We start from the raw sequence: 21,303 nt of genomic DNA on the forward strand, positions 1-21,303 counted from the left end.
ATGACCGACATGCTTGCTCCCGGTGCCACGATTGGCATTCTTGGCGGTGGCCAACTGGGCCGAATGTCGTCCGTAGCGGCGGCGCGTTTGGGCTTTGTGACCCATATCTATGAACCCGGCGCCAACCCGCCCGCGGGGCAGGTCGCCGACCGGGTGACCACCGCAGCCTACGATGATGCGGACGCCTTGCGCGCCTTTGCCGAGTCGGTCGATGTCATCACCTATGAGTTCGAAAACATCCCGACCGAGGCGCTGGACCTGTTGGAATCCCATCGCCCGATCCGCCCGGGACGCGAGGCGCTGCGGGTCAGCCAAGACCGTCTGACAGAGAAGATTTTTCTACAGGGGTTGGGTCTGCAAACCGCACCGTTTGCCGATATCACCGATCTGGACAGCCTGAACGCAGCGATCGAACAGATCGGCACCCCCGCCATCCTGAAAACCCGCCGGTTTGGCTATGACGGTAAGGGGCAAGCACGGTTGCGTGCGCCCGAAGATGCCGAAACCGCTCTGGCCGATATGGCTGGCGCACCGTCGATCCTTGAAGGGTTCGTGGAGTTCACGCACGAAGTTTCGATCATCGCCGCGCGCGGCCTGGATGGACAGGTCGCCTGTTTCGACCCCGGCGAGAACGTGCACCGCGATGGCATCCTGCACACCACAACGGTCCCGGCCCGCCTGCGCCCGGCGCAGCGCACGGACGCGGTCTTGCTGGCCGCCAATATCCTCAACGCGCTGGACTATGTCGGCGTCATGGGGGTTGAGCTATTCGTCACCCCTGCCGGTCTGATCGTGAACGAGATTGCGCCGCGGGTGCATAACTCGGGCCACTGGACGCAGAATGGCTGCGCCGTGGATCAGTTCGAACAGCATATCCGCGCCGTGGCCGGGTGGCCGCTGGGCGACGGACAACGGCATTCGGATGTTGTCATGGAGAACCTGATCGGCGGCGACATGGACCGGGTACCGGAACTGGCACAGGAACGCGATGTGGCCCTGCACCTTTATGGCAAGGCCGAGATCAAGGCCGGCCGAAAGATGGGGCATTTCAACCGCATCTCCCGCTAGGGTATCGCGTTGGCGCGCGATGCCGCCGGCGGAGACATTTATGGCCTGATGAAGCGCGGATCAGCCGATGAACCGGTCCGCGATATCCCCGGCCATATAGCTGACGCGGCCATTGGCCAGAGTTGCGGCAACGCGGTGGGCCTGCCTGTCCAGTATGGTCAGGTCGGCACGTTTTCCGGCAGCCAAAGTTCCCCGATCATCCAATCCAAGCACTCGTGCGGGGCCCGACGATACCAACGCCCAGGCCCCTGCCATGTCCACCAACCCGGACTTGGCCAGCATCAGCGCAGCCCGGCGCGGACTGGGGTAGTGATAGTCCGAGGCCAGCGCATCACAATACCCCATCGAGATCAGATCCAGCGCGCTGACGTTGCCCTTATGTGATCCCCCGCGCACCACATTGGGCGACCCCAGAATAATATAGTCACCCGAAGCACGCGCCGCCTCGGCGGCCTCAAGCGTTTCGGGGAACTCGGCGATCTGTGCCCCCCGCACGCGCCAGTCGGCGCGGGTTTGTGCAGTGGCATCGTCATGGCTGCCCATGCGCACGCCCTGTTTGGCGAGGTCCGCACACAGCGCGTCCAGCGCCGCAGGCACCTCGGTCCGGCGGTCATGCATGGACAGCAACAGTTCGAAGTGCTTCTCCGGGTTGCGCCCAGCCTTGAGTGCCTGCCCGGTCAGGCGCGGCGGTTTGCGTCGCTCGGCCAGCCGATCATGCGGCAGATGGTCGTTGAACACCACATAGGGCACCTGCCATTCGGCAATACGTTCAGGCAGGCCTGCGTAGTCGTCGAGCATATGCGTCTCGAACCGCAATTGCGGCATCAGGTCGGTGACCACACGATCTTTGACCGCAGCAATGGCGTCAAATACCTGCCCTGCAAATTCGGGGCCGCGAACACCGCCTTCCCAACTGTGGAACTGGGCCAGAACAGCGGTGGTGATACCGTTAGCCGCCAGCTCGGCCTCGACCGAGAGTATGCCTTCGTCCATTTGTTTCATCGCCCCTCGACGCGGCGCGATATGCCGTTCGAACCCATCCCCGTGCAGATCGATGATCCCTGGCAACACCAGATAGCCGGACAGGTCGATTTCCCGCCCGGCACGGTCCGGCTGAATAACCCCATCCCCAATGGCCAAGTCGGAAGGCACAAGGCCCTGCTCCGGCAACAGCACCTCTGCGCCGATCAGGGTCAGGTTCAAAGCATTCATTGCGAGGGCTCCGAAGCAGGTTCCGAGCAATCCCGCCCGATGCAGATTTCGTCGATGACATCCAGCACCCCGTCCAGCCAAGTGATCTGGGGGTCAAACTGCCCGAATTCAATGAAATGCAGCGCCTGCGCCATCACGCGCGGGTTGTTCATCATGAAGGTGTGGGTCACCGGCAGAACGATATGATCCTTCATCCCTTCGACCTTGGTCGTTTCGATCGACACCTTGCCGTCGTCCCGACCGTCGATCATCGACGAAAACACCGGGTTCAACGAGTTTTCGCCCGCGATCACGCCGAGTTCGAACTCTACCGGAGGTAACTGGCGCGGGATGCCCTCGGGGCCGGTGCCCAGTGCCAGCCCGGCTGGGCCGTGCAACATGCCGAACACTTCCCAGGCGCCCAGCTCATCGACCAGTTGGCTGCCCTGATTGGGCGGGCCGAGCATGACCACACGGCCCAGATTCTCCGGGTGGTGGTCCTGCAGCCAATAGCGCAGCAGAATCCCACCCATCGAGTGCGCCACGACATTCGCCGTGTCGTCTCCACAGGCCGCGAAGGCATCCGGCAAGGTCTGGTTGGCCAGTTCGGGGATTGGCAGGTCTGTCGAGGGATAGCCGGGGCGCACCACGTTGTATCCGTGCGCCTGAAAAAGCTGCTCCATGACGGTGAATGACGCCTCGGTCCGCGCAAGCCCGTGCAGCAGAACCACGCATTTTGCCTGGGCCACGACCGGAACAAGGAACAGAAACAGGGCAAGCAGATATCTCATAGCCGCCAGATAAGCCCTAAGCGTTGGTGATGAAACCCCTAGCGCGGTGTTAGGCGCAGGACGGCCAACGCAATGCCGCCCAGAACCAGCAATGCCCCCAGGATCAGGCGCAGGCTGGCTACCTCACCCAGCAGGAGAATGCCGCCGAGAATGGCGATTATTGGAACGCTCAGTTGCACCACCGCTGCCGTGGTCGGGGCCAGTTGCGGCAGGACGCGATACCAAAGCGCGTACCCCATCCCCGACGTGACACCGCCCGAGATCGCGGCCAACAAGTAACCCGAACCGGTCATCTGCCATTCTGCTCCGTTAACCAAAAGGGCCAACCCGGTCACCGGTAGGGCAACGATGAAATTGGCCGCTGTCCCCGCCAAAGCATCCGGTTCAGATCGCCCGGCCAGAGAATAGATCGCCCAGCCGACCCCCGCAGCCGCCATCAGCACCGCGCCCTGAAGGTCGACCTGCACGACGCCGGACGGCCAGAGCACATAAGCCAAGCCCGCTAGCGCAATCGCAGCACCGGCAATCTGGCGGGAGGTCGGGGTGTTTCCTGTAACAGATGTCACAGCAAACATTGTGATCTGCACCACTCCGAACAGGATCAACGCCCCCAACCCGGCATCCAGCGTCAGATAAGCCAGTGAAAACCCGATCATGTAAAGCGACAACGCCCCTGCCCCCGTGATCCTGCGCCGGTTGCGCAGCGGCAGATGCCCAGACCGGAGCCAAACAAGACCTACCAGTACCACAGCCCCGGCCAGAACCCGAACAACGGCGAACCCGGCAGGATCGCTGGCACCGCTGTCGATTGCCATGCGGTTCAGGATCGAGTTCGCCGCAAAGGCGCACATGGTCAGGGCAGTGAGCAGAAACAAACGCATATCAACCGCATAGCCGTTTCGCAGGGGTTTGCACACTCACATTCCTTCGCGACTGTGTCGCAAAAAAGAAACGGGGCCGCCCGAAGGCGACCCCGCTCTTTAGCATTATAGCTTAAGCAGCTTACATCATGCCGCCCATGCCGCCCATGTCGGGCATGCCGCCACCAGCAGGCGCGTCTTTCTGCGGTTTGTCGGCAACCATCGCTTCGGTGGTAACCAGCAGACCAGCAACCGATGCCGCGTCTTCCAGAGCGGTACGGACAACTTTGGCCGGGTCGATGACGCCGAACGAGAACATGTCGCCATATTCTTCGGTCTGAGCGTTGAAGCCGAAGGATGCGTCAGCGGATTCACGGACTTTGCCCGCAACAACCGCACCATCAACACCTGCGTTCTCGGCGATCTGGCGCAGCGGCGCTTCGATTGCTTTGCGAACGATGTTGATACCGGCGTTCTGGTCAGCGTTTGCACCTTCCAGAGCTTCCAGTGCTTTACCGGCCTGAACCAGAGCAACACCGCCGCCTACAACAACGCCTTCCTGCACAGCAGCGCGGGTTGCGTTCAGAGCATCGTCCACACGGTCCTTACGCTCTTTTACTTCAACTTCGGTCATGCCGCCGACGCGGATAACGGCAACACCGCCTGCCAGTTTGGCAACGCGCTCTTGCAGCTTCTCACGGTCGTAGTCCGACGAGGTTTCTTCGATCTGAGTGCGGATCTGAGCAACACGTGCTTCGATCTCAGCTTTCTCGCCAGCACCGTCAACGATGGTGGTTTCGTCTTTGGTGATTTCGATTTTCTTGGCAGTGCCCAGCATGTCCATGGTGACGGACTCGAGCTTCATGCCCAGGTCTTCGCTGATGACCTGACCGCCGGTCAGGATTGCGATGTCCTGCAGCATGGCTTTGCGGCGGTCGCCGAAGCCCGGTGCTTTGACAGCAGCAATTTTCAGGCCGCCGCGCAGTTTGTTGACAACCAGCGTTGCCAGCGCTTCACCTTCAACATCCTCAGCAATGATCAGCAGCGGCTTTTGCGACTGGATCACCTGCTCGAGCAGCGGAACCATCGGCTGCAGCGAGGACAGTTTCTTTTCGTGCAGCAGGATCATGCAGTCGTCGAGTTCTGCGATCATCTTGTCTGCGTTGGTGACGAAGTAAGGCGACAGGTAGCCACGGTCGAACTGCATACCTTCGACAACGTCGGTCTCAGTTTCCAGACCTTTGTTTTCTTCGACGGTGATGACGCCTTCGTTGCCGACCTTCTGCATCGCGTCTGCGATTTGCTGGCCGATTTCGGCTTCGCCGTTGGCCGAGATGGTGCCGACCTGAGCGACTTCCGACGAGTCTTTGACTTCGCGCGAAGCCGACTTGATGCCTTCAACAACCTTGGCAGTTGCCAGGTCGATGCCGCGCTTCAGGTCCATCGGGTTCAGACCAGCTGCAACCTGCTTCAGACCTTCGCGAACGATGGCCTGGGCCAGAACGGTTGCGGTGGTGGTGCCGTCACCGGCTTCGTCGTTGGTGCGGCTGGCGACTTCTTTCACCATCTGCGCGCCCATGTTTTCGAACTTGTCTTCCAGTTCGATTTCCTTGGCAACCGAGACACCGTCTTTGGTGATGCGCGGTGCGCCGAAGGATTTGTCCAGAACCACGTTGCGGCCTTTGGGGCCCAGGGTCACTTTAACAGCATCGGCCAGGATGTTCACACCTGCCAGCATGCGGTTACGGGCATCGGTGTCGAACTTGACGTCCTTTGCAGCCATGTCGTTTCTCCTTGAGAAATAAGTTGGGAATGAAGATCAGAGAAGCGCGTGGGCTTACTCGATGATCCCCATGATGTCGCTTTCTTTCATCATCAGCAGCTCTTCGCCGTTGACCTGAACCTCGGTGCCCGACCATTTGCCGAACAGGATCTTGTCGCCAGCTTTCACAGCCATTGCGATCAGTTCGCCGCTGTCCTTGCGTGCGCCTTCACCGGTCGCGACGACTTCGCCTTCGCTGGGCTTTTCTTTTGCGCTGTCAGGAATGATCAGGCCGCCTGCGGTTTTCTCTTCGCTTTCGGTACGGCGAACCAGCACGCGGTCATGAAGCGGTTTCAATGCCATCTTTGCAGCTCCTTGGGCTCAAAGTTTATCTATCCTCCCCTCACCGGACGGCGAGGCGTTAGCACTCAAAGGTGGAGAGTGATAACGACGCATAGCTAGGGAGTTCAAAACCCCGAGTCAACAAGCTGTGATGGATTTTTTTGCGGCTTGGGTCAGTCGGCTTGTTCCCAGCTATAGGCCCAATGCTTCAACCCTTCCGCCCCCTGAGAGGTAAGCACATAAACGCCCTTTTCAACCTTCTCAAACCAACCATAATGGTTTTCCCGCATCAGGCGGGTGGCCGTGGGTACTCCGGTCGCTTTCGCCACCTCGGCCCCCTTGGTGGCGCCACATTCGGCAAGATGAGCCGCACACTTCAACGCGTCCTGGCGGTAAGCAGTGACGATGCCATGCCGGGTGGCACCACCGGCGTTGGGATCGCCTTCCAATCGGTCGAATTCTCGCAGCAACCGCGCCGCTTTGGCCTTGTTCTTGCGCGGTGCGTAGGGGCCGGGATCGCATTGCACCTCGACCGCGCCATCGGCCCGAACGGTGATCAGCCCCAAGCCCAGACGACGGCACAAAGAGAGGTTGTCCTTCAGCGCCCGCCGGGCTGTGCGTCCTTTAGGTTTGCACACGCCGATATAGACCTGATCGGTCACTTTCAGCCGCGTGATCGCCTGATGAAACAGCGCCAGAGAAAACCGCAGTTTGAGCTCTACGATCACTGGCTCACTCCCATCCCGCAACGCGACGACATCGGCCGCGCCGACCTCGCCTTTGACGGTATAGCCCTGACGCTCCAACAGCGCCTTGATAGGGGGGTAGAGATCCTGCTCGCGGTCCATGACCGCATGCTAGGCGATTTGCCACAGAATGCCAGAGGTCACCTGCAAGCCTCTGATCTGCCTTGCATACCGCCCTGCACCGGGGCAAGGTTCGGCAAAGATGACACCACCGGGATGAAACACATGCGCCTGTTCCTGTTCCTGATCTGCCTGTTGCTGCCCGCCACCGTTCAGGCCGCGTGCGAAGGGCGTGATCTAAAGGCCGATCTGACACCCGCGGCATGGGCAGAACTGGAACAGGCCCTCGAAGGTGTCCCCTATCCAGAAGGCAACCACTGGATCGCGACCAAGGGCGACACGGTGCTGCATCTGATCGGCACACTGCACCTGAACGATCCGCGCATGGGCGCAATTGTCGAACGCCTGACGCCGACACTCAGCCAGGCCGATGCGTTCTATTTCGAAGTGACTCGGAACGAAATGGACGCCTGGGAACAGGAACTGGCCCTGGACCCGAGCCCGATCATGATCACGTCCGGCCCCACTCTGATTGACCTGCTACCAGAGGAGGCGTGGGCGACCTTGTCTTCTGCATTGGACGAGCGCGGCATACCCAGTTGGATGGGGGCAAAAATGCGCCCCTGGTTTCTGGGCATGACGCTGGCCATGCCTGCGTGTCTAATTGGCGACCCGGAGGCCAGTCGCGGGCTGGATGCACGCCTGACCGAATTGGCCGAAGAAAACGGCATCCCGCAATTCTCGTTGGAGAGCATCGAGGAACTGATGGCGATGTTCGAAATCCACACCATCGAAGAACAGGCGGAATCGCTGGCGCGGATGGCCAATGCGTATGGAAACAGCGACGACCAAATGGCCACCATGAAAAATGCCTACTTCGACGAAAATCACGCGCATTCCATCGAACTGGGTCGCATCATGGCGCGCAAGTATTCCGGCATGTCACCCGAAGTTTTTGACGAGGAATGGAATGCGTTCGAACAACACCTGCTGATCGAACGGAACAACAACTGGATGCCGCATATTCTGAACATTCAGGATCAGACCGCCGTGATCGCCGTGGGCGCGGGGCATCTTAGCGACACACACGGCCTGCTGAACCAGTTGCAACAGGCCGGATACACCCTGACCCGCGCCCCCTTCTGACCTGAAACCAGCGAAATCCAGACCAACCGTCGCAGCGTAAACTCTGCCGGGTGACAACCCCGGCGGACCACCCTATAAGGCGCGCAAATTTATCATCCTCAGGACGCTGACATGACAACTCTTGTATTTGGCCATAAATCCCCCGACACCGATTCCACCGGCTCTCCGATCCTGTGGTCATGGTACCTGAACGAAGTCAAAGGCGAACAGGCCGAGCCCGTTCTGCTGGGCGAACCCAACACCGAAGCCGCGTTCATGCTGCAGCGCTGGGACCTGCCCAAGCCGCGCATCATCGACGACGTCGAAGCCGACGCGCCGGTTGTCATCGTTGACACCAACAACCCGGCCGAGCTGCCCGCCAGCATCAACAGCGCCGACATCCGCGCCATTATCGACCACCACAAGCTGGTCGGCGGTCTGGAAACCAAAGGCCCGATCGACATCACCGTGCGCCCGCTGGCCTGCACCGCGACCATCATGGTCGACCTGATGGGTGACGACGCCGCCAAGATGCCCGAAGCCATTAAAGGCGCGGCGCTGACCTGCATCCTGTCGGACACGTTGGAATTCCGCTCGCCCACCACCACCGCGCATGACCGCGACGTGGCCGAGAAACTGGCCGCCGATCTGGGCTTGGACGTCTCGACCTATGCTGCCGACATGTTCGCGGCCAAATCGGATGTATCGTCCTTTTCGGACGCTGAACTGATCCGCATGGACAGCAAGGAATACGAAGTCGACGGCACCAAGTTCCGCGTCTCGGTTCTGGAAACCACCGCACCCGGCGTCGTGCTGGACCGTAAGGCAAGCCTGGCGGACTCGATGGTGGACGTTGCCAAGGAAGATGGCGTCGATCAGGTTCTGCTGTTCGTTGTCGATATCCTGAACGAAGAAGCCACCCTTCTGGTGCCGAACGATCTGGTCAAAGGCGTAGCCGAGAAAAGCTTTGGCGCTTCGGTCAATGGTGACGCCGTTGTTCTGCCCGGCATCATGAGCCGCAAAAAGCAGATCATTCCGAACCTCAAGGTCTAACCTTCGGAACAGTGATTTTTAAAGGCGCCCCAAGAGGGCGCCTTTTTTCATTGCACTGAAATATTTGCGTGAAACGCTTCCGTTGTTACTCTGGTCAATAGAGTGGGTACCGGACCAGATCCAAAGTATGAGTAAGCGCAAGTTCAGCACAACACGCAGCATCCTGCGGTTCGAAGGCCAGGATAAATCAGCCTATTGGCGCCGCTTTGCCATGTTGCTGACCCTGTCCGTGGTCATTGCCACGATGGGCATGTTGCGCAATTCCGGCGCAGTGGTAATCGCCGCAATGTTGGTGGCGCCGCTGATGACTCCTATTCTTGGCGTGGCGGCAGCTATGGTCATGGGATGGCTGGGGCGGGCGCTCTACCTGGCAGTGATTGTTTGCGGCGCAGCAGTATTGTGCGTCCTGCTGGCCTGGTTTCTGGTCTATGTCGCCGACGTCCCGCGCGGGATTCTGATCCCTGATCAGGTTCTGGCCCGGACTGATCCAGGAACCGAGGATCTGATCGTAGCCTTGGCTGCAGGTGTCGCCGGGGCATATGTTCAGATCAACAGGTCCGAAGCCAGCTTGCTGCCCGGCGCAGCCATTGGCGTGTCACTGGTGCCGCCGCTGTCAGCCTCGGGTGTTCTGATGTATTTCAGAGAACCGGCAGAAGCGTATGAAGCCGTCTTGTTGTTTGCCACAAACCTGGGCGCGATTATCCTGTCCGCCTGCGCGGTCTATATCGTGTACGCGGCCCGCTCGGTGGTTTTCAGTAAAGGTCGGCGCAAGCTGAACTTCACAGCCAGCGTGGTGGTAACTTTGGCCTTTCTGGCCTTTGTCGTCCTACAGTTGGGCAAATCCACGTATAATCGGTACCTCGAAACACGGACCGAGGCGCAACTGGCACAAACCATCCGCAACTGGGCCGATCCGGTCTCGGTCGAGATCATCCGCATCGACGTAAACGCCAAAAGCAAACATGCCGACATCTGGTTGATTGTCGACCTACCGATCGAGGCGGCCTACAAAGTCTCCTCGGTTGTAGGATTATTACCTGAGAGCCTGCGAGAGAAACCTCTGGTTGACGTCTTACGCAAGGAACTGGGTCCGGGCTATTTGGTCGTTGTGCGATTTCAAAATAGGATTGGCGCGCAAATCATTTTGGGCACAGACACCGTCCAGCAAGCACCGGACGTAGAGAAAGTGACCGAAGAAAACTGAAAGAAACGGCCCTAGTTTCCCGGCAATTGATTTTGCGGGATGGCAAAACTGCACCAGCTTTGTAATAGCTGTCGCAACCTGATTTAACTCCCCCGAGGCTTTTCATGACCCAGATCATCCACGCCCTGTCCGAAGTATCCGATCGCTATAAGGCGTTGTTCGTTGACCTTTGGGGCTGCGTTCACAACGGCATCACCGCCTTCCCCGAGGCTGTTGCCGCCCTTCAGGCCTATCGGGCGAAAGGCGGGATTGTGGTGCTGGTCACGAACTCTCCGAAACCCCGCGCAGGCGTAGCTGTACAGTTGGAGCACTTCAACGTGCCCGCCGATGCCTATGACACCATCGCCACCAGCGGCGACTCGGCGCGTTCGGCGATGTTTCGGGGTGCGGTGGGCGAAAAGGTCTACTTCATGGGGGAATGGCAACGGGACGCCGGGTTCTTTGAACCGCTGAAACTGCTGCACCACCCCATCCACATCGAACGTGTCCCTCTGGACGAGGCCGAAGGCATCGTCTGCTGCGGCCCGTTCGATCCGATGGCGGACCCTTCGGTCAACCGTCCCGATTTCCTCTATGCCAAGCAAAAGGGCATGAAGCTGCTCTGCGCCAACCCCGATATCGTGGTTGACCGGGGCGAGGTCCGGGAATGGTGCGCAGGCGCGCTGGCCAAGCTCTATACCGAGATGGGTGGAGAGAGCCTGTACTTCGGCAAACCGCATCCGCCGATCTACGATCTGGCCCGCCGCCGGTTGCAGGAAATGGGTCATGACATCCCCGATGGCGACATTCTGGTGATCGGCGACGGCCCCCATACCGACATTCTGGGCGGCATGGGAGAGGGGATTGATTCTCTGTTCATCTCGGGCGGATTGGCCGCGGCCGAAACAAAAACTGAGCACCATCCGCACCACGAATCCCTAACTGATTATATCGCAAGGGAAAATATCAACCCCACCTATACAATCGGCCTCTTGAGATAGTCAGAAAAGACTTGATTTTCTGCGACTGCGAAGTAATAAAGTTGCCGAACAGGGGTGACTTCGGTTGTTTTGTTGCCCTACGGATTTAAGTGAGGGCGACATGTTGGACAATCTTCCGCGCGGCACGATCTGTATCGAAGACATCGAAATGGGCATGACCCGTCACCTGCGCAAAGTGGTGACGGATGAAGACATCGAGATGTTCGCGCAGGTTTCGACTGACCGGAATCCAGTGCATCTGGATGACGATTATGCCCGCGACACGATCTTCGAGGGCCGCATTGCGCATGGAATGCTGACCGCGGGCCTGATCTCGGCCGTAATTGGGGAACAACTGCCCGGTCACGGTACGGTTTACATGGGTCAGTCGCTGAAGTTCCTGGCTCCTGTCCGCCCTGGCGACATGGTCTATGCCGAGGTCAAGGTGATCGACATCGACTTTTCAAAGCGCCGGGTCAAGCTGGACTGCCACTGCTCGGTCGACGGTAAGAAAGTGCTGATCGGCGAAGCCATGGTGCTGGCCCCGTCGCGCAAGTTCGACTGACTTGAGTTGAGGTGGAAAGGGCGTCGCATTGACGCCCTTTACTTTAGTGACAATGCAAAGGCTTTTTGCCTGCATGGCAACATTTCCCGGGAGGAGAGTCTCTACGGCAGCCACCTCCGTGTGCAATCTCATCGCCTGACACGAACCCAAAATGCGAAACAGCAGACGCAGGCTCTTCTGTTAGCAAGCACGCGCATATCCCAATAAACAAGAACTTCTTCATCTCTCTTCCAGTGGTGACTTATTCACTAAGTTTAACATCATTTTGATGCCGCCTGACGTATTACTCTACAAGCTTGAGGTCGGGCTACCAGGCTACTCAAACTGATCGGAAACGCATCAATACAAATCAGCTAGGATGCACCGAATGAGTTGTGCCCCCATTGGCCAAACCTACGGATGCGGCGAAGCAGAGTTTTGGGGCTGGCCGGTCCGACCCTGACGACGCAATCAGACGCTTGAACCCGCCCCGCAGTCCCGATAGGCAGGCGGTATGCGCATTATCCGGGATTTTCAGTTTATCGAGCCTCAGGACCGCGGCGCCAGCGTGGCGATCGGGAATTTTGATGGCGTTCATATCGGCCATCAGTCGGTGATCGAACTGGCGCGCAATGCCGCCCCGGATGCCCCATTGGGTGTGATGACATTTGAACCCCACCCGCGCGAGTACTTTGCACCCGACGCGCCCCCCTTTCGCCTGATGCGCGGCAATGCCCGCGCGCACCGTTTGGAAAAGCTGGGTGTGCGAAAGCTGTACGAATTGCCCTTCAACGCCGCCCTGGCCGGACTGACACCCGAGGAATTCGCTCGCAACGTGATCTGCGACGGGCTGGGCCTGTCGCATGTGGTCGTGGGGGCCGATTTCTGCTTCGGCAAAGGCCGCAGCGGGACGGCAGATGACATGGTCCGCTTTGGGCAGGAGATGGGGTTCGGCGTCACCATTGCCCCGCTGATGGAACGGTCCGAGAACGTGGTGTCCTCGACCGCAATCCGCACTGCCCTGTCGGAAGGCCGCCCGCGCGATGCCGCCGCCATGCTAGGCCATTGGCACCGGATCGAGGGCGAAGTGATAGGTGGCGAACAGCGTGGCCGCGAGCTGGGCTTCCCCACTGCAAACATGTCCATCGAAGGCTTGCACCCGCCGAAATTCGGCGTCTATGCGGTGTTGGTCGATGTGTTGGACGGCCCCCATCAGGGCAGCTATCTCGGCGCGGCCTCGGTCGGGACGCGACCGATGTTCCATGGCGAAGTGCCCAATATTGAAACCTTCCTGTTCGACTTCTCGGGGGATCTTTATGGCGCGACCCTGTCGGTCGGCCTGATCGACTATCTACGCCCCGAGATGACCTTTGACGGGCTGGATGGCCTCATCACCCAGATGGATGCCGATTGCGACAAGGCCCGCAGCATTCTGGCGGCGCTATGACCGCCGACCCGATTGATCGCAACGGCCTGAGCCCCCGCTTCTGGGAACGCAAACCGCTGACCAAGATGAACCAGCGCGAGTGGGAGGCGCTGTGCGACGGATGCGGCAAATGCTGCCTGAACAAGCTGGAAGACGAAGATACAGGCGAGGTCGCCCTGACCTGCGTCGCCTGCCGCCTGCTGGACGATGAGACTTGTCGATGCACCCAATACGACATCCGCCACCAGTTCGTGCCGGAATGTATCGTGATGAAGCCCGACAACATAGACGACCACGCCTATTGGCTTCCGCAGACCTGCGCCTATCGGCTGCTGTGGGAAGGGAAACCTCTTTACGATTGGCACCCGTTGATATCTGGTACGCCGAACAGCGTGCACGCCGCCAGAATGTCGGTTCAGGGGCGCACGGTGTCCGAGTTTGAAACACCGCTTGAAGAGTGGGAAGACTATATCATCGAGGAGCCCAGCTGATGTATTTCGCCTCTGACAATTCCGGGCCGGTTCACCCGCAGGTCATGGCCGCACTGAACGCGGCCAATGAAGGTTATCAGATGGCCTATGGCGCCGACACCCTGATGAACGAGGTGCGGGATCGCATTCGCGGCATCTTCGAGGCTCCGGGCGCGGCGGTTTATCTGGTGGCCACCGGCACGGCGGCCAATTCGCTGGCGCTGGCGACGCTTGCAAACCCTTGGGATACGGTATTCTGCTCGCCTGTTGCCCATATCCACGAGGATGAGTGCAACGCGCCGGAGTTCTACAGCGGCGCCAAGCTGACGCTGGTGCCGGGCGGTGACAAGATGGAGCCCGAGGCGCTGCGCCGCTCGATTCTGGCGGAAGAGACGCGCGGTGTGCACGGCCCCCAACGCGGTCCGGTGTCGATCACGCAGGTGACAGAGCGCGGGTCGGTCTATTCGCTGGCCGAGTTGCAGGCGCTGTGCGGTGTGGCCAAGGAATACGGCCTGCCAGTGCATCTGGACGGCGCGCGGTTCACCAACGCGCTGGTTGCACTGAACTGCTCTCCGGCCGAGATGACGTGGAAGGCGGGTGTGGATGCGGTCAGCTTTGGCGGCACCAAGAACGGGCTGATGGGGGTCGAGGCGGTTGTCTTTTTCGACGAATCCAAAGCCTGGGAATTCGAACTGCGCCGCAAGCGCGGGGCGCATCTGTTTTCCAAGCATCGCTATCTGTCGGCGCAAATGGCGGCCTATCTGCAGGATGACCTGTGGCTGAAACTGGCGCGTCAGGCCAATGACAACTGCGCCCGTCTGGCCGAGGGGTTGCGCGCCAAGGGGGCCTCATTCCTGCACGAACCGCAGGCGAACATGATCTTCGCGCAATTCTCGCGGGCACGGCACAAACAGCTGCACGACGCGGGTGCCGTCTATCACCTGTGGGGGGCGGAACTGGACGGGGCCGATGATGCGGAAATCCTCGCCTGCCGTCTGGTCTGCGACTGGTCGATCAGCGCCGAGGATATCGACAGGTTCCTCGCCCTGCTTTAACGGTCGCGGGCATCCCGCCAAAACTGCTGCACAAGACGCGCAGTGTCTTGCGGATACGAAATCGGCACCATGTGCCCTGCGCCCTCGACCACGGCGCAGGATGCGTTTGGCAGCCGCCGTTGCAGCCCCTGACCGATCGCAGGCATCACCGGGTGCGTTTTTGATCCGCTGAGGATCAGAACCGGCATGGCTGCGAGGCCCAGAACATCGGGGCTCAGCAACCCCTTTTGATCTTGAAACAGAACGCCCTCCACCGCGGGAACGACGTGCACGCCCCGCACCATAGCCGCGCGTGTCCGCTCGGGCAGGTCCGGCCAGCGAGGGCTGTCATCGGTGCTCCACATCCTGTTGAACAGGCGTGCGGCCAGCACCATGTCTCCGGCGGCCAGAGCATCGGTATATGGCTGCGCCTCGTGGTCATGTTTCGCTAACAACTCAGGCGCATCCTGTTTCGCGACTGCAAAGAACACAGGCTCGATCAACACGGCGCTGCGGATCAGGTCTGGATGTTCGGCCGCAAGGCGCAACGCGATCATGCCGCCAAAGGAATGGCCGATCACGCCCATCGGCTCGGTCAGCTGTGCGACCGCCGCTTCCGTCGCGAGGTCGAAAAAATCGCCCTGCCCGTCCCAATCCGGACTGCGCCCATGCGACAGCATGTCGGGAGCGATCAGGGTCGCCTCACCGTCCAGCGCCGCTGCCAGACCCGACCAGGCCCCGGAATGCGCAATCGTGCAGTGTAGGGCTAGCACCTTGCGGGCGCCCTGCCCCAAGGTTCTGACATGAACCGGTGACAGGTCCTTCACCCTTTCATCTCGACCAGATGCCGATCCAGATCGTCCAGCCGATCCTGCCCCCAGAACCTCTGATCATCCTCGGTAATATAGAAAGGCGCACCAAAAACGCCACGATCCACGGCCTCTTCCAGATTGGCTGAATAGGTTTCGGCACCCACAAGCAGGCCACTATCCGCAAGGTTCGGATCAAACCCGGCATTCGACAGACATTCGCGGATCACGTCATCCTGCGCGATGTCTTTTTCTTCGGCCCAACAGGCGCGCAGGAAGGATTGAACCAACTTGCCCACATCGCCGGAGCCATCCTTGACCGCGGCAATCACCGCATATGAGGACGGTGCCATATTCGTCGGCCAATGCGCGGGCTGCATATTGAACTCCACGCCTAAATTCTTGGACTGCCGCTGCAATTCTTGCGCCCGGTATTCAACGCGCGAGATATGTCGATCCTTCGGCGGCGTCCCCCCGGTGCGTGAGAACAGAGCCATGATATCCAGCGGTTTGTAATTGATCGTCGCGTCATGCTTGGCCGCGATTTCTTCAAGCCGTGCGCCCGCCAGATAGGTGAATGGCGAAATTGTCGCAAAATAGTAGTCAATGGTGGCCATGTTCACTTTCTCCGCTGCGTTATCTTTGCTGGACGGTAAGGCCATGCTAAGCGGTGTCAACATCACGAATCTGTCACATTTGCCATTGCTGCCCGGGGACCTCAGCCGATGCCGACACTCAACGAACCCAAGCTAATCGCTGGGAACGCCAATCTTCCGCTTGCCGATTCTATTGCACGCCGCATGAGCCTGTATCGCGGCGTCGATCAAGGTCTGGTCGATGCGCGGGTCGAACGGTTCAACGACGGCGAGATATTCGTCGAAGTGTTCGAAAACGTCCGGGGCGAGGATATGTTCATCGTCCAGCCGACCTCGAACCCGGCAAATGACAATCTGATGGAACTTCTGATCATTGCCGACGCACTGCGCCGGTCCTCGGCCCAGCGGATCACGGCCGTGATCCCTTATTTCGGCTATGCCCGCCAGGACCGCCGCACCAAGGCGCGCACGCCGATTTCCGCAAAGCTAGTCGCCAACATGCTGACCGGCGCAGGGATCGAGCGGGTTCTGACCATGGACCTGCACGCAGCCCAGATCCAGGGGTTCTTCGATATCCCGGTGGACAACCTTTATGCCTCGCCGATCTTTGCGCTGGATGTGAAGCACCAGTTCAAGGACAGCATGGATGAGATCATGGTGGTCTCGCCCGACGTTGGCGGTGTGGCCCGCGCGCGCGAGCTGGCCAAGCGCATCAACGCCCCCCTGTCGATCGTGGACAAGCGCCGTGAAAAGGCGGGCGAAGTGGCCGAGATGACCGTGATTGGTGATGTCAAAGACAAGATCTGCCTGATCGTGGACGACATGTGCGACACCGCCGGCACGCTATGCAAAGCGGCGCAGGTGCTGCTGGATAATGGCGCGAAGGAAGTGCACTCGTACATCACTCACGGCGTCATGAGCGGCCCCGCGGTCGAACGTGTGACGAACTCGGTAATGAAGTCGCTGGTGCTTACCGATACGATCCAGCCGACCAAAGAGATCGCCAAGGCCAAGAACATCCGCATTGTTCCGACCGCGCCGATCTTTACCCAGGCGATCCTGAACATCTGGAACGGCACCAGCGTGTCGTCGCTGTTCGAGGACAAGACCCTGACACCGATCTACGAATCCATGTACCATATGGACTGACAGAGACGGGCGGCCCAACAGCCGCCCTTTTTCGTTAAAAACCCAAAGCAGGACGTTTCCGTGACAGCCTCAAAACGCATTGTTCTTTCCAGCGACCACGCAGCTATCGAGTTGCGCCAAGCCGTCGCCGACCATGTTGCAGCCCAAGGCTGGGACGTGGTGGATATCGGACCAACCACACCCGAAAGCACACATTACCCCAAGCACGGCAAGGCCGCAGCACAGGCCGTGGCCTCGGGTGACTGTCAGCTGGGGATCATCCTGTGCGGCACCGGGCAGGGCATCATGATGGCAGCCAACAAAGTGCCCGGCATCCGCTGTGGCGTCTGCTCGGACGCATTCTCGGCCCGGATGATCCGTCAGCACAACAACGCCAACATGCTGTCCATCGGCGCGCGTGTGGTGGGTGAAGGCCAGGCGCTGGACATTGTCGACGCCTTCCTGACCGCCGAGTTTGAAGGCGGCCGTCACGCGACACGTGTGGACATGATCGAGTCTGCAGACTGAAGAAACCTGCTCTGGCCGGGAGTTCAGTCTCTCGGTCAGAGCGTTTCGGCGCACCAAAAGCCCCTGCGTTTCGGTTGACACCATTCGCATTACGGGAACACTGATCGGGAGCATTTTGAAACCCGATTTTCAGGAGTCCCGTCATGAAAACGATTACAAAACAAATCTTTGGACTTTCTATCGCCGCGCAGATGACATTGGCCACGGCCTTTTCGGCAGAGGCTTGCACCGGCATTCAGTTGAATGCGCAGGACGGATCATCCGTGTATGGCCGGACAATGGAATGGGGCGCCTTCGACCTCCACTCTCGGGTTGCTATCATACCGCGGAACTTTGAGTTCACGGGCAAAACCCCCGAAGGGCAAAACGGCAAGGTATGGCGTACGAAGTACGGCGTTGTTGCGCTGGACATGCTAGGTCAGGACTATCTTGCCGACGGAATGAACGAAGCCGGGTTGGCTGGCGGGTTATTCTATCATCCGGGCTTTGCCGACTATGCCGAGTACGACCCCGATGCCGCTGCTGACACGATCACCGCGGTGGACGTGCTGGGATACGCCCTGACTCAGTTTTCTTCGCTGGAAGAGCTTCGTGAAGGGCTTCAGAACGTCCGCGTTGTTCCCGTTGTGGAAGAGGCCATCGGCATCCCGGTTGCTGCCCATTGGATTTTCAATGACCGTCAGGGCAATTCGATGGTTGTCGAGGCGCATGAAGGGGAATTGCGATTTTTCGATGCGCCCTTGGGAGTCATCACAAACGCCCCCAACTACGATTGGCACACGACGAACCTGCGGAATTACCTGAACCTCTCTGCGGTAGCCTTGCCGGACAAACGGCTCGAGAATACCGATTTCACACCGCTGGGGGCCGGAAGTGGCATGATCGGCTTGCCCGGAGACCACACGCCACCATCGCGTTTCATTCGGGCAGTTGCGTGGTCACAGACCGCTCGCCCAACCTCAAATTCGGATGAAACCGTGTATGAACTGTTCCGCATCCTGGACAATTTCAACCTGCCCTTGGGCTCTGCGGAAGGATCAGATCTGCCAACCGATGAGATCGACCAGATGCGTAGCGCAACAATCTGGACGACCGTCTGGGACCAACAGAACATGACCCTGTATTTCCACACCCAGCACAACCGTCGTGTCAGAATGCTCGGGCTGGAGGGTCTGGACTTTTCGTCAGATACGATCCGGCACCTACCGCTGGATCTGTCAAAAAGTCAGGATGTGGAAGATCTGGCAACCCGCGAGTAGGACAAGGCCCCTCTGCGGACTCTATGAAATGTCCCAATCGTCCTCATGCGCAACCTCTCCGATGGCGGTCCACGCAGCCCGTATCCGCGCGATACGGGTGTCGGACCAGGTCCGGAAAACAGCGGTGAACCCCTCGGGTGAAATATCCTCGGCGGTCACTTCGGCGCGCAGGGCCGAGGACGTGTCCACATCCCACAGCGATACACCGATCTGAACCGCTGGCACCGACCGGAAGGGTTGACTGAAGGTGATGGATTTCCGCCGTTCGCGCGGGCCCTCGCCCGTCCACATGTCGCCACCATCGGCAAATTCCGAAAACAGCACGGCCTCGCCTTGGTCGATACCAATCGGGTGGGTTCGAAATGTCTTCATTCCAGCATCTTTATCTTTGAATTCCGACACCTTATCCTGACGCTTTGACAAAATCACCACAAAAAAAACGGCCCCGCGCAAGCGAGGCCGTTTTCGACATTCTGAATGCAGTGAGCCTTACAGGCTCATATGCGTTCCAAGGGCTTCCATGTCGGCCAGCAGTTTGGCGGCGTCGTCGACGATGGTCTGATCATCGCCGTTCTTGGCCACTTCGTGCGAGGCACGGGCCTCGGCGATCAGGTCGTCCAGTTGCGACCGGGTCACCTCGGTCACCGGAATGGCCTTTTCAGCCAAAACCGACAGACCGTCGCCGTTGATCTGAGCAAACCCGCCGGTGACCAGATATTCGCTGGACCCTTCCGGTGAGTCGACCTTCAGGATGCCCGGGCGCAGCGTGGTGATGGTGGGGGCATGATCGGGCATTGCCGTCATGTCCCCGTCCGCGCCGGGAATCTGGACCGCCGTCGCCGCAAGCGAAGCTAGGCTCCGCTCGGGGCTGACGAGGTCGAATTGCATCGTGTTTGCCATCAGGGATACTCCTTAGGCGGCTTCTGCGGCCATCTTTTCCGCTTTGGCGATCACTTCTTCGATGCCGCCAACCATCAGGAAGGCTGCTTCGGGCAGGTGATCGTATTCGCCGGCCACAACGGCCTTGAACGACGAGATGGTGACATCCAGAGGAACCTGAACACCCGGCGAGCCAGTGAAGACCTGAGCCACGTCGAACGGCTGCGACATGAAGCGCTCGATCTTACGGGCACGGGCCACGGTCAGTTTGTCTTCTTCCGACAGTTCGTCCATGCCAAGGATGGCGATGATGTCCTGCAGCGACTTGTAGCGCTGGAGGATCTGCTGAACGTCGGTCGCAACCTTGTAGTGCTCTTCACCAACGATGGCCGGGTCGAGCAGACGCGAGGTCGAGTCGAGCGGGTCAACCGCAGGGTAAATACCCTTTTCCGAGATCGCACGGTTAAGAACGGTGGTCGCGTCCAGGTGAGCAAACGAGGTTGCCGGCGCGGGGTCGGTAAGGTCGTCCGCAGGCACGTAGATCGCCTGAACCGAGGTGATCGAGCCCGACTTGGTCGAGGTAATGCGTTCTTGCAAGGCGCCCATGTCGGTGGCCAGTGTCGGCTGGTAGCCCACCGCCGAAGGAATACGACCCAGCAGAGCCGAAACCTCGGAACCCGCCTGCGTGAAGCGGAAGATGTTGTCAACGAAGAACAGAACGTCGGTACCGGACTGGTCGCGGAACTGCTCGGCCAGGGTCAGACCGGTCAGAGCAACACGTGCACGTGCTCCCGGAGGTTCGTTCATCTGACCGTAAACCAGGGCCACCTGCGATTCCGACAGGTTGTCCGGCTTAATAACGTTCGATTCGATCATCTCGTGGTACAGGTCGTTCCCTTCACGGGTCCGTTCACCAACACCCGCGAACACCGAGAAGCCCGAGTGCACTTTTGCGATGTTGTTGATCAGTTCCATGATCAGAACGGTTTTACCCACGCCGGCGCCGCCGAACAGGCCGATCTTACCGCCTTTGGCGTAGGGGGCCAGCAGGTCAACAACCTTGATGCCGGTCACCAGGATTTCCGACTCGGTCGACTGTTCGTCGAACTCGGGTGCGGGCTGGTGGATCGCGCGGGTTTCAGTTGCTTCAACGGCGCCCTTTTCGTCGATCGGCTCGCCGACAACGTTCAGGATGCGGCCCAGGGTTGCGTTACCAACCGGAACCGAGATCGGCGCGCCGGTGTCGGTAACCGCTTCGCCACGAACCAGACCTTCGGTCGCGTCCATCGCGATGGTGCGGACAGTGTTTTCACCCAGGTGCTGAGCAACTTCCAACACCAGGCGCTTGCCGTTGTTGGTGGTTTCCAGCGCGTTCAGAATTTCAGGCAGCTGATCTTCGAAGTGCACGTCGACGACGGCCCCGATGATCTGTGTGACTTTGCCTTTTGCATTCGCCATGTTTCGTCTCC

23 protein-coding genes are annotated in these 21,303 nt (G+C 59.6%); 12 read left to right on the forward strand and 11 right to left on the reverse strand.

The annotated features are described in order from the left end of the window. A complete protein-coding gene (locus GOX63_RS10615) occupies positions 1-1,068 on the forward strand; it encodes a 5-(carboxyamino)imidazole ribonucleotide synthase (RefSeq protein WP_170325934.1) in 1,068 nt (355 codons plus the stop codon). A gap of 60 nt (positions 1,069-1,128) precedes the next feature. Here the strand turns inward: GOX63_RS10615 and GOX63_RS10620 are convergent, their stop codons facing one another. The 6 genes from GOX63_RS10620 to GOX63_RS10645 all read right to left on the reverse strand — a co-directional run bounded on the left by GOX63_RS10620 (position 1,129) and on the right by GOX63_RS10645 (position 6,862). Continuing rightward, a complete protein-coding gene (locus tag GOX63_RS10620; RefSeq protein ID WP_170545689.1) occupies positions 1,129-2,280 on the reverse strand; it encodes an alpha-D-ribose 1-methylphosphonate 5-triphosphate diphosphatase in 1,152 nt (383 codons plus the stop codon). After that, on the reverse strand, positions 2,277-3,050 hold the full coding sequence (locus GOX63_RS10625) for an esterase/lipase family protein (protein WP_170325936.1): 774 nt from the start codon (positions 3,048-3,050) through the stop codon (positions 2,277-2,279). The genes GOX63_RS10620 and GOX63_RS10625 overlap by 4 nt, the downstream gene beginning before the upstream one ends. Positions 3,051-3,088: 38 nt before the next feature. After that, positions 3,089-3,931, reverse strand: coding sequence for a DMT family transporter (locus tag GOX63_RS10630; protein ID WP_170325937.1), 843 nt, complete (start codon positions 3,929-3,931; stop codon positions 3,089-3,091). Positions 3,932-4,052: 121 nt separating this feature from the next. Further along, positions 4,053-5,693, reverse strand: a complete 1,641-nt coding sequence (gene groL / locus GOX63_RS10635) for a chaperonin GroEL (protein ID WP_170325938.1) — start codon at positions 5,691-5,693, stop codon at positions 4,053-4,055. A 54-nt stretch (positions 5,694-5,747) separates the two neighbouring features. After that, positions 5,748-6,035 (reverse strand): co-chaperone GroES, encoded by a 288-nt coding sequence (gene groES / locus GOX63_RS10640; RefSeq protein WP_039523824.1) that lies wholly within the window; start codon positions 6,033-6,035, stop codon positions 5,748-5,750. A 152-nt stretch (positions 6,036-6,187) separates the two neighbouring features. Next, the gene (locus tag GOX63_RS10645) at positions 6,188-6,862 is read right to left on the reverse strand and encodes a DUF2161 domain-containing phosphodiesterase (protein ID WP_170325939.1); all 675 of its coding nucleotides are present in this window, start codon (positions 6,860-6,862) and stop codon (positions 6,188-6,190) included. A 114-nt stretch (positions 6,863-6,976) separates the two neighbouring features. Between GOX63_RS10645 and GOX63_RS10650 the strand changes: the two genes are divergently transcribed. From GOX63_RS10650 to GOX63_RS10685, 8 genes are all read left to right on the forward strand, one after another. Next, positions 6,977-7,966: a TraB/GumN family protein gene (locus GOX63_RS10650; protein WP_254435921.1), complete on the forward strand. Its 990-nt coding sequence runs from the start codon at positions 6,977-6,979 to the stop codon at positions 7,964-7,966. 111 nt (positions 7,967-8,077) lie between these two features. Beyond that, positions 8,078-8,998, forward strand: a complete 921-nt coding sequence (locus GOX63_RS10655) for a manganese-dependent inorganic pyrophosphatase (protein ID WP_170325941.1) — start codon at positions 8,078-8,080, stop codon at positions 8,996-8,998. 127 nt (positions 8,999-9,125) lie between these two features. Next, complete coding sequence (locus GOX63_RS10660; RefSeq protein ID WP_170325942.1) at positions 9,126-10,202, forward strand: DUF389 domain-containing protein; 1,077 nt, start codon at positions 9,126-9,128, stop codon at positions 10,200-10,202. 104 nt (positions 10,203-10,306) lie between these two features. Further along, positions 10,307-11,182, forward strand: a complete 876-nt coding sequence (locus GOX63_RS10665; RefSeq protein ID WP_170325943.1) for an HAD family hydrolase — start codon at positions 10,307-10,309, stop codon at positions 11,180-11,182. A gap of 100 nt (positions 11,183-11,282) precedes the next feature. After that, positions 11,283-11,726, forward strand: coding sequence for a MaoC family dehydratase (locus tag GOX63_RS10670; protein WP_170325944.1), 444 nt, complete (start codon positions 11,283-11,285; stop codon positions 11,724-11,726). Between the two features lie 493 nt (positions 11,727-12,219). After that, the gene (locus tag GOX63_RS10675) at positions 12,220-13,152 is read left to right on the forward strand and encodes a bifunctional riboflavin kinase/FAD synthetase (RefSeq protein WP_170325945.1); all 933 of its coding nucleotides are present in this window, start codon (positions 12,220-12,222) and stop codon (positions 13,150-13,152) included. Further along, positions 13,149-13,622 carry a YcgN family cysteine cluster protein gene (locus GOX63_RS10680; RefSeq protein ID WP_170325946.1) on the forward strand — a complete coding sequence of 158 codons (474 nt, stop codon included), beginning with the start codon at positions 13,149-13,151 and terminating at the stop codon, positions 13,620-13,622. The genes GOX63_RS10675 and GOX63_RS10680 overlap by 4 nt, the downstream gene beginning before the upstream one ends. Continuing rightward, positions 13,622-14,656, forward strand: coding sequence for a threonine aldolase family protein (locus GOX63_RS10685; RefSeq protein WP_170325947.1), 1,035 nt, complete (start codon positions 13,622-13,624; stop codon positions 14,654-14,656). Before GOX63_RS10680 ends, GOX63_RS10685 begins: the two co-directional genes overlap by 1 nt. Here GOX63_RS10685 and GOX63_RS10690 read toward each other — a convergent pair. Both GOX63_RS10690 and GOX63_RS10695 read right to left on the reverse strand, forming a co-directional pair. Continuing rightward, a complete protein-coding gene (locus tag GOX63_RS10690; RefSeq protein WP_170545691.1) occupies positions 14,653-15,462 on the reverse strand; it encodes an alpha/beta fold hydrolase in 810 nt (269 codons plus the stop codon). The genes GOX63_RS10685 and GOX63_RS10690 overlap by 4 nt on opposite strands. Then, positions 15,459-16,061, reverse strand: coding sequence for a 2-hydroxychromene-2-carboxylate isomerase (locus tag GOX63_RS10695; protein ID WP_170325949.1), 603 nt, complete (start codon positions 16,059-16,061; stop codon positions 15,459-15,461). The genes GOX63_RS10690 and GOX63_RS10695 overlap by 4 nt, the downstream gene beginning before the upstream one ends. 108 nt (positions 16,062-16,169) lie before the next feature. Here GOX63_RS10695 and GOX63_RS10700 point away from each other — a divergent pair, with 108 nt between their 5' ends. The 3 genes from GOX63_RS10700 (at position 16,170) to GOX63_RS10710 (ending at position 18,955) form a co-directional block, all read left to right on the forward strand. After that, complete coding sequence (locus GOX63_RS10700; protein WP_170325950.1) at positions 16,170-17,189, forward strand: ribose-phosphate pyrophosphokinase; 1,020 nt, start codon at positions 16,170-16,172, stop codon at positions 17,187-17,189. 60 nt (positions 17,190-17,249) lie between these two features. Beyond that, the gene (gene rpiB / locus GOX63_RS10705; protein ID WP_170325951.1) at positions 17,250-17,696 is read left to right on the forward strand and encodes a ribose 5-phosphate isomerase B; all 447 of its coding nucleotides are present in this window, start codon (positions 17,250-17,252) and stop codon (positions 17,694-17,696) included. Positions 17,697-17,839: 143 nt separating this feature from the next. Further along, on the forward strand, positions 17,840-18,955 hold the full coding sequence (locus tag GOX63_RS10710) for a linear amide C-N hydrolase (RefSeq protein ID WP_170545694.1): 1,116 nt from the start codon (positions 17,840-17,842) through the stop codon (positions 18,953-18,955). Positions 18,956-18,976: 21 nt separating this feature from the next. Here GOX63_RS10710 and GOX63_RS10715 read toward each other — a convergent pair whose 3' ends face one another. From GOX63_RS10715 to atpD, 3 genes are all read right to left on the reverse strand, one after another. Continuing rightward, the gene (locus GOX63_RS10715; protein WP_170325953.1) at positions 18,977-19,327 is read right to left on the reverse strand and encodes an H-type lectin domain-containing protein; all 351 of its coding nucleotides are present in this window, start codon (positions 19,325-19,327) and stop codon (positions 18,977-18,979) included. Between the two features lie 117 nt (positions 19,328-19,444). Next, on the reverse strand, positions 19,445-19,855 hold the full coding sequence (locus GOX63_RS10720) for a F0F1 ATP synthase subunit epsilon (RefSeq protein ID WP_170325954.1): 411 nt from the start codon (positions 19,853-19,855) through the stop codon (positions 19,445-19,447). Between the two features lie 12 nt (positions 19,856-19,867). Continuing rightward, positions 19,868-21,292 (reverse strand): F0F1 ATP synthase subunit beta, encoded by a 1,425-nt coding sequence (atpD, locus tag GOX63_RS10725; RefSeq protein ID WP_170325955.1) that lies wholly within the window; start codon positions 21,290-21,292, stop codon positions 19,868-19,870. Positions 21,293-21,303 lie beyond the last annotated feature (11 nt).

Origin of the sequence: Ruegeria arenilitoris (assembly GCF_013031355.1) — a bacterium.
GTDB classification, from domain to species: domain Bacteria; phylum Pseudomonadota; class Alphaproteobacteria; order Rhodobacterales; family Rhodobacteraceae; genus Ruegeria; species Ruegeria arenilitoris_C.